The following is a 6,418-nucleotide window of genomic DNA, read 5'->3' on the forward strand; positions in this document are numbered from 1 at the left end:
CGCAGCGAGGCGCTCGCCGGATACCGCGCCACGGTCCCGTGGCCCGCCCGACCGCCCGATGGCTGTCGAGGTGATAGCGCAGATGGGCCATCGGGCAGCGGGAATCGCCTGGGGCGGGCGAAACGATCAGTCGTTGCCGTAGTCGAAGTCGTCTCGGAGGAACTTCTCGCCGCCTCGGAAAGGGACGCAACCTCCTCCCAGCCCTCGTAACGACTTTCGCTATAAGCAATCGGTCGAAGACGAGGAATCCCGGCCGCCTGGACCTGCGCGGGATTCCCTAGATGAAAGCCGATGTAAAGACAGTCAGATCGACAGTCTGCCCAGGCTCGTGGCTCGGCTCGCTGGCCACGATTGCCCCTCCGATTCGGCGAGGAGCAATTCCCATTCCTTCTCCAGGGCTTCATTTATTCGATGGTCGCGGGCAACGGCTTCTTTGAACCAGGCGATGGTGGCGGGCCCCATGGCCAGAATCTGGTTGTAGTTGAGGGCGGCCGGGTTCATGCCAAACACCAGCCCGGTCTTGAGAAGCGTGCCTGAGGTGGCGATGGAGTGCCCGAGCAGCAGCATGGAGGTGAGTTTGGCATGCTCCAGCTTCCGTTGCGCTGCCGTACCACCGGTGGCATAGCTCTTGAGAAGCCAGTACCCGCGGATGATCGCGGACACGACGCCAGGAGGGATGCCCATCGTGAAGAAATGGCGCAGGTCGTAGCCGTTCATATACATGTAGCGGGCGACCTCGGTCCAGGGCACCTTGACACCGGAGGGGTCCAATGCGAACGGGGAACCAACCTGTCCGAGCTGAAGCAGGCTGAAGAACGGGGGCTGCAGGCCGGCAGGAGTGTAGACGTCCGAGAGCAGATGGCGCACCTGGGTGATGAGCGCGGTGATCAGGTCGACCGGGTCGTAGTCGGTGGCGACCTGGACCAGTTGCCCTGCCTTGTCGATGTAGGTGCCGGTGCCGTGCATGAGATCTGCCACGCCGAAGAGGAAACCCAGGGCCGGATCGTGGCCGAGGCTCTGGAGCCGATGGGTATCCGGCGACATGCCGCTGACCAGGCCCCCGGTGGCCCACGTGGTGGAGGCGTCAAAGGGCACTTTGGCCAGCTTCTCGAACCTCTTGAAGAATCGGGCATGGATGTCTTGAGCCCGATCCTTGTCCTGGAGCCACTTGGTGAGGGGCGATCCCGTCTGCTTTTTGCCTAGGAAGGTGGAATCCTGGGGGATGCGGACGAGGATGACGTCAAGGAGGGTCGCGAGGACTCCGGCAACCAGGACGACCGTCCAGTCGGTCTCGTCCCAGCTGACGTCGCCATGTTCCTCGGCGTAGCTGCGCAGGCTGCGAGCTATCTGGCCGGCGGGAAGAACCTGCTGAAGCGGGTCCCGGGTCAGATCGATACCCAACAGATCCAACCGGGCTTCGGCAAGCCTGACGAGTTGATCGAAGTCGCCATCAGTCGGGACGATGGGCACGGCGTAACGGCGGTAGCTCGATGTCTCGACACTCACGGTGGCCACTGCGCTCGACTGGGACTCTTGAGCTGGTACGAGGACGCCCATTGCTTGGAGACGGGCGCGCACCGCGTCGAACTCGGACTCGACCGAGTCCAAGGTGTCGGTGACGCGAAGTTCGCGTTCGAGGACATCCTTGAGGTCGAATTCCACCTGGTCGAACAGGCCCCGCAGTTCGGTCAGCGTGACGGCCTGGTAAGCCAGGACCGCGGCAGCAGCCGAAAGCTGGTCACCCGACACTGAGCGGCTCCCGCCGTTCGAAGGCCTCCTGACTGTTCTGCAGATTCACCAGGGCCAGCTGAAAGGCGGCCAACTCATCCCTGAGCGTGGCGAGTCGCTCCTCGTTCCTCGTGGTCTGGGTGAGGTAGGCCTCCATCCGGTGACCGAGCCCCGCGATGTCGTCGGTGAGCTCGGCCATCGCCTGCTGGTGATTCTTGATGACTTGCTGAATCAGATGCTCCCGCCGATTCTCTCGTTCACGCTCGTTGGTGGCCAGCACCCAACGCGCCCCCTGATGGACCGCGACCCCGAGAATCACCACGGTGCCGATCCCGGTGGCCATCGCGCTCAAGCCCAGCAAGCCGCCGAACCCCAAGGCCGCCAAACCCGAGGTGATTCCCGCCCCGCTGAGACCGGAGACGCTGCCAGCAAGACTGATCGCGGCGATCGGGGCACCGAACGCAGCCGCCTTGGCAGCAATGTCCTTGGTGGTGGTCTCCAACTGGCTGGTCGTGATCTTGCCGGAAGCGAAGTCCTCTTCCGTAATCACGAACCGTTCGGTCGCCTCCACGACCTTGTCAGCTGACTCGGCGAACACGAGTCCTGCGACCAGCACGATTCGCTCACGCTCGGCGTCCGCAGCATGCCTGTCAGCACGCGAAATCCGCACCAGATCGCGCACCAGCACCGTGAACACCGGCTCGCGCTGATCCTCCTCGAGGAGGTCGTGCAATTCCCTGGACAGCTCCACCGTGGCGTCGGGCACCCCTGCGTCGCTCGCTGCATCCCGTTGCGCCCCAGTGATTTCCCTGCGCAACTCCGCGCGCGCCTCGCCGTCGAGACCAATCGTCGATGCGAACAAGTACAGATTCGCGATCTCCCGAGGATCGAGGAGGCCGTCGACCAGCGCCAAGCTCACCAACACCCGGCAATAGAGCAACTTCCCGTCAACGCTGAGCGCGGACAAGTCGCCGAAATTAGCGGGATTGCGGGACGACCACGCCGACAGGCCGTCCTTCACATCTTCGACCTTCGCCTGCACCTGCTCGGCGGACTGCTTCACAATCTCCTGGGCATCGCCAGCAGCATCAGCGACACGCTGCCACGCGGCGCTCGTGCTGTCGGCAACCATCCGTCCAGCGGCGTCAGCAACGCCCTTCAGCCGTCCAAGCCCAACTGCACGAAGGTCCATCGCATCCCTTTCACGTCTTTGGCGCGAGGCTATCTGTAGCCACCGACAAGGCGACATCCTCCCGGCGACCCGTAGTCGTAGCCGTCCGGTTGCCAGCGTCGCTGGGTGCGGGTCGGTGAGGCTCTGGGCGGATGGGGTGTCACCCCTTGAGCCTGGATCGTCGGACCGCTGCGTCGTAGCAGGTGCCATCGCGCCACGGTTACAAGGTCGATCTGACCACCGAGAAGCGCCCTCGGCATCCACAGATGCTGATCCGAGATTGGGGTTTTTCTGGGCAGAGGTTGAGGCCGACGGCTGTCGCGAGGTCTCCCACGCCGATAGGCAGATCAGGACCAGGCCGCAGGACGCCCGTTGACTAGCGGGGCCACACGATCTCGCCGCGCCGCTCTACTGGGTCTATGAGCACTACCCCCTTCGCCGCGAGCCTGCGGGCGCTCTCCGTACGCCCGGCACTCAGCCTCGATCCACCGATGAATGTCGGGTCGGCGGGACCCCGGAGATAGAAAGTGCCCTCTGAGCTGGAAGGATAGGAGTTCTCACGCTTCTATCGCTCGAGAGGGCACCTCGCAGGTGAGATTACGCCATGACGCGCCGGTGGTGCGCGCCTCGTTCGATGATCCGAATCTAGTGTCGTGTGCCGGCCTCGTTCCGGTGATGCGTCTGGCTCAGCAGGCCCGGCTGCACGACGCGGTCACCGACCGGGTGCGGCTACCGACGGACAAGGGCGCCAACCCTGCCGGGAAGGTCGCCACGATCGTGGCCGGGATGCTCGCCGGCGCGGACAGCATCGACGACCTCGACATCGCCCGGCACGGTGGCATGCGCTCGCTGTTCACCGGTGTGTACGCGCCGTCGACGCTCGGGGCCTTCCTGCGCACGTTCACCCACGGACACGTACGGCAGCTGCAGGCCGCCGCCCGTGACACCCTGATCGGCCTGGCCAGCCGGGCACCGATCCTTGCCGGCGCCGACGTGCTGACCTTTGTGGACATCGACTCGATGCTGCGCCGTGTCTACGGCAAGCAGAAGCAGGGCATCGGGTTCGGCCACACCAAGGTCGGCGGCTACAACGTCTACCTACGCGGCTACAACCCCCTGGTCGCCACGCTGTCCACACCGCTGTCGGCGCCGGTGATCGCCGCGACCAGGCTACGTTCGGGTAACGCCGGCTCGGCCCGCGGCGCGGCGAGCATGATCGCCGAAGCGATCACCACCGCCCGATCGTGCGGCGCGTCCGGGGAGATCGTGGTCCGGGCCGACTCGGCGTTCTACGCCAAGGCCGTGATCACCACGTGCCGGCGCCGCAACGTCAGGTTCTCGGTCACCTGCCGCATCGACGCGAAGATCCGCGCCGCATGCGACAGCATCACCGACGACCAATGGGTCGACATCAAGTACCCGCAGGCCGTCTGGGACGAAGACACCGGGCGGTGGATCTCCGACGCGCAGATCGCCGAAACCACATACACCGCGTTCGCCGGCACCCGGCACCAGGTGACCGCCCGGCTGATCGTGCGCCGCATCCGCCGCGACGACCCGGCACAGATCCCCGGCCAAGACGAACTGCTGCCGACCTACCGGTATCACGCCGTGTTCACCGACAGCCCGTTCACGCTCGTGCAGGCCGAAGCCCAGCACCGCGCACACGCGATCATCGAACAGGTCAACGCCGACCTGATCGCCGGTCCGCTCGCCCACCTGCCCTCCGGCCGATTCAGCGCCAACGACGCCTGGCTGACCTGCGCCGCGATCGCCTACAACCTCACCCGCACCGCCGGGCACCTGGCCGCAGGCGCCCACGCCACCGCCCGGCCCGCCACGATCCGCACCCGGATCATCAACGTCGCGGCCCGCCTCGCGCACCGGGCCCGCACCATCCACCTGCACCTACCCGACCACTGGCCCTGGCAAGCAGCGTTCGACAACCTGTTCACCGCCGTCCAAACCGCACCCGGCTGACCACACCCACCAGCAGAACCGGGCGGCCCGACCACAGGCCACAATCCCCATTCATCGCACAAACACGACCGGAGCAAGCCGACCAACGATCGGCGGCTCCCACACACCCGCCGACTCACCCCTATATCGAAAATGATCAACCAGTGATCGCCGCCAACCGCGTCGGTGGATCAAGGCTAAGCCGGCTGAGCCGCCTCCATTTCCGCCGCCCGGGCAGGTCCTGCCGGTGCAGCCGCGGTTCCCGGGCGTGCTGCCGCCGGTGTGGAATCTGGCCCGCCGCAACCCGGCGTTCACCGGCCGCGACGGCATGCTCAACCGGCTGCACGACACGTTGTGCGCCATCCTGCGCGACACGGATCCGCGCAGCCATGCGCACCGCACCGCCGTCGCCGAACTCCTGGTCGCTGCCCGGCCCGAACCCCGAAATCACCGGCGCTGGGCCGAACTGCTACCGCACATCCTCGCGTGCGAACCGGCCACAACCGACGACGACGGTTTGCGCCGGATGACTCTCGACGCCATCCGCGCGCTATTTGGAGGCCGGTCCGAGGCCAATCTCGACCTGGTGCGCGAGCTACACGGCGCCTGGGTCAAACGACACGGACGCGACGACTTGGTCGCGATCGACGCGGCCACCCTACTCGCCGACATACATCGAGACCTTGAGCTACGCGTACTGGACGACGACAGCCTCGCCCGGCTACGCCGTTTTCGCGGCGCAGATCATCTCGATACTGTGCGATCTGCCGGCTACCTCGCGATCGACCTTTACAAACTGGGGTATTACGAGAAGGCACGGTTCCTCGACGAGGACAGTCTCCCCCGCTTCCAGCGCACTCTTGGCGACGACCACCCGAGCAGTCTGACCATCTTGACCAACCTGGCGAACGACTACTTCACACTCGGCCTGTACGAGCGAGCCCGGGCGCTGCACGAGGAAGCCCTCGCAAGCTGGCGCCGAATCCACGGCGACCGCCACGTCGAAACCCTCGACAACGCCTGGTTCCTCGCCGGTGATTTGCTGGAGCTAGGCCACCACGACGAGGCCGTGTCTCTCTATTGGGACACCTTCAGAGTCCTCTGTATCGTCGACGGGCTCGCCGGCTACCGTACCGGCGCCGCACAGAGCATGCTAGTAGGCATCCTTCGTCGACTCGGTCGGCACGATGAGGCTGAAAAACTGCGCTCACGATTTCTTGGGCCGGGCCTTATCTGATCCGTCGTCCTGACCCTGCCCCTGCCGAAAACTCCATCCGCCCTGTTGAGGACCGGTGTGTGGGTGTCGGAGACGTTGGCCCGGTTGCTGGGCGCTGAGCCCGGGCGTAGCTGGTGATCGATGCGGCATGATGGACTGCCGTGCTGCTGCGACTGGCGTACCTGGGCGTGACGAATGCGTTCGCGGTGCTGCGACTGCTGCCGATGAGCGACTGGGACAAGGACCAATGCCGCGTAGCCTAAGTTGATCATGGTGTTGGGTGGGTATCCGGGGGTCTGCGGCGTGGCGGGATGACGCCGATGGTCCTGACCGTTTTGATCACG

At 65.4% G+C, this 6,418-nt stretch carries 4 protein-coding genes; 2 read left to right on the forward strand and 2 right to left on the reverse strand.

The window, feature by feature from the left end; genetic code table 11:
- Nucleotides 1-303 precede the first annotated feature (303 nt).
- Nucleotides 304-1,749: a hypothetical protein gene (locus tag JNW87_RS11945; RefSeq protein WP_109803502.1), complete on the reverse strand. Its 1,446-nt coding sequence runs from the start codon at nt 1,747-1,749 to the stop codon at nt 304-306.
- Nucleotides 1,739-2,920 carry a TerB family tellurite resistance protein gene (locus tag JNW87_RS11950; protein WP_109803501.1) on the reverse strand — a complete coding sequence of 394 codons (1,182 nt, stop codon included), beginning with the start codon at nt 2,918-2,920 and terminating at the stop codon, nt 1,739-1,741. The genes JNW87_RS11945 and JNW87_RS11950 overlap by 11 nt, the downstream gene beginning before the upstream one ends.
- Nucleotides 2,921-3,490: 570 nt before the next feature.
- Between JNW87_RS11950 and JNW87_RS11955 the strand changes: the two genes are divergently transcribed.
- Together JNW87_RS11955 and JNW87_RS11960 are read left to right on the forward strand one after the other, a co-directional pair.
- Nucleotides 3,491-4,879 carry an IS1380 family transposase gene (locus JNW87_RS11955; protein WP_109803500.1) on the forward strand — a complete coding sequence of 463 codons (1,389 nt, stop codon included), beginning with the start codon at nt 3,491-3,493 and terminating at the stop codon, nt 4,877-4,879.
- 226 nt (nt 4,880-5,105) lie between these two features.
- Entirely contained in the window at nt 5,106-6,095 is a 990-nt protein-coding gene (locus JNW87_RS11960; protein WP_109803499.1) for a tetratricopeptide repeat protein, read from the forward strand.
- Nucleotides 6,096-6,418 lie beyond the last annotated feature (323 nt).

Origin of the sequence: Micromonospora sp. ATA51 (genome assembly GCF_016802855.1) — a bacterium.
GTDB classification, from domain to species: domain Bacteria; phylum Actinomycetota; class Actinomycetes; order Mycobacteriales; family Micromonosporaceae; genus Micromonospora; species Micromonospora sicca.

Coding starts and splice junctions, on each gene's coding strand:
- JNW87_RS11950 (WP_109803501.1), bottom strand. CDS start 2,920: ATGGACCTTCGTGCAGTTGGGCTTGGACGGCTGAAGGGCGTTGCTGAC.